At 69.9% G+C, this 1,089-nt stretch carries 1 protein-coding gene; it reads left to right on the forward strand.

Annotated elements, in window-relative coordinates; genetic code table 11:
* Positions 1 to 1,089 (forward strand): condensation domain-containing protein (locus ACFZAX_RS35465; RefSeq protein WP_390967111.1); only part of this gene is annotated, 1,089 nt, incomplete at both ends.

Here is a 1,089-nt window from a genome sequence, read left to right on the forward strand (position 1 = left end):
ACCCACCTCACCACCCTCGACAAACTCCCCCTCACCCCCAACGGCAAAATCGACAAACGCGCCCTCCCCCAACCCGCCGCGGTCGAGTCGGGCGGCCGCGCCCCGCGCAACCCGCTCGAAGAGACCCTCGTCGCCCTCTTCACCAGCACGCTCGACACGCGGACCGACCTGTCGATCGACGACGACTTCTTCCAGCTCGGTGGGCATTCCATCCTCGCCGCCCGCCTCACCAACCGGATCGCCCAGGCCCTGGGCGTTCGACTGACCATCCGGGACGTCTTCGAGAACCCGACGGTGGTGCGGCTCGCGGAGAAGGTCGGCGCGGAGAAGGGCCTTCCGGCGTTGCCTCCGCTGTCCGCCACCGGGAGCCCCGACGAGGGGTCGGCGCCGATGTCCTTCGCCCAGCGGCGGCTGTGGCTGCTGGCGGACCTGGAGGGCGGCAGCACCGCGTACAACGTACCGATGGCGGTGCGCCTGGAGGGCGCGCTGAACGTCGATGCCCTCGATGCGGCCCTCAACGACGTGGTCGAGCGGCATGCGCCCCTGCGGACCCTGTTCGAGACGGTCGACGGCGAGCCTCGGCAGCGCGTCCTCTCCGCCGCGCAGGCCCGGGTGGTGATCCAGTACCGCGAGGTGACGCCGGACGTACTGGACCGAGCCGTGGCCGAAGCCGGCCGTCACGTCTTCGACCTCCGCGCCGAACTACCGCTCACCGTCACGCTCTTCCGCCTCGACGAGGCGACGCACCACCTGGTGATCGTGCTGCACCACATCGCTACGGACGGCGAGTCCGGCAACGTGTACTTCACTGACCTCGCCCACGCCTACACGGCACGGAACGCGGGTGTCGAGAGCAACCAGGTACGGGAACCACTGCGGGTCCAGTACGCCGACTACGCGGTATGGCAGCAGCGAGCACTTGGCTCGCCCGACGACACCGGGAGCGTCCTCTCGCGGGAACTCGCCTTCTGGCGCGAGGAACTGGAAGGACTGCCCGAGGAACACGCGCTCAACCTCGACCGCCCCCGCCCCGCGCAGGCCTCGCACCGCGGCGGAACGGTCGAAGTCGCCCTGGAAGACGACCTGTTC

Origin of the sequence: Streptomyces sp. NPDC008125, from assembly GCF_042957125.1 — a bacterium.
In the GTDB taxonomy this organism is placed as follows: Bacteria; Actinomycetota; Actinomycetes; order Streptomycetales; family Streptomycetaceae; genus Streptomyces.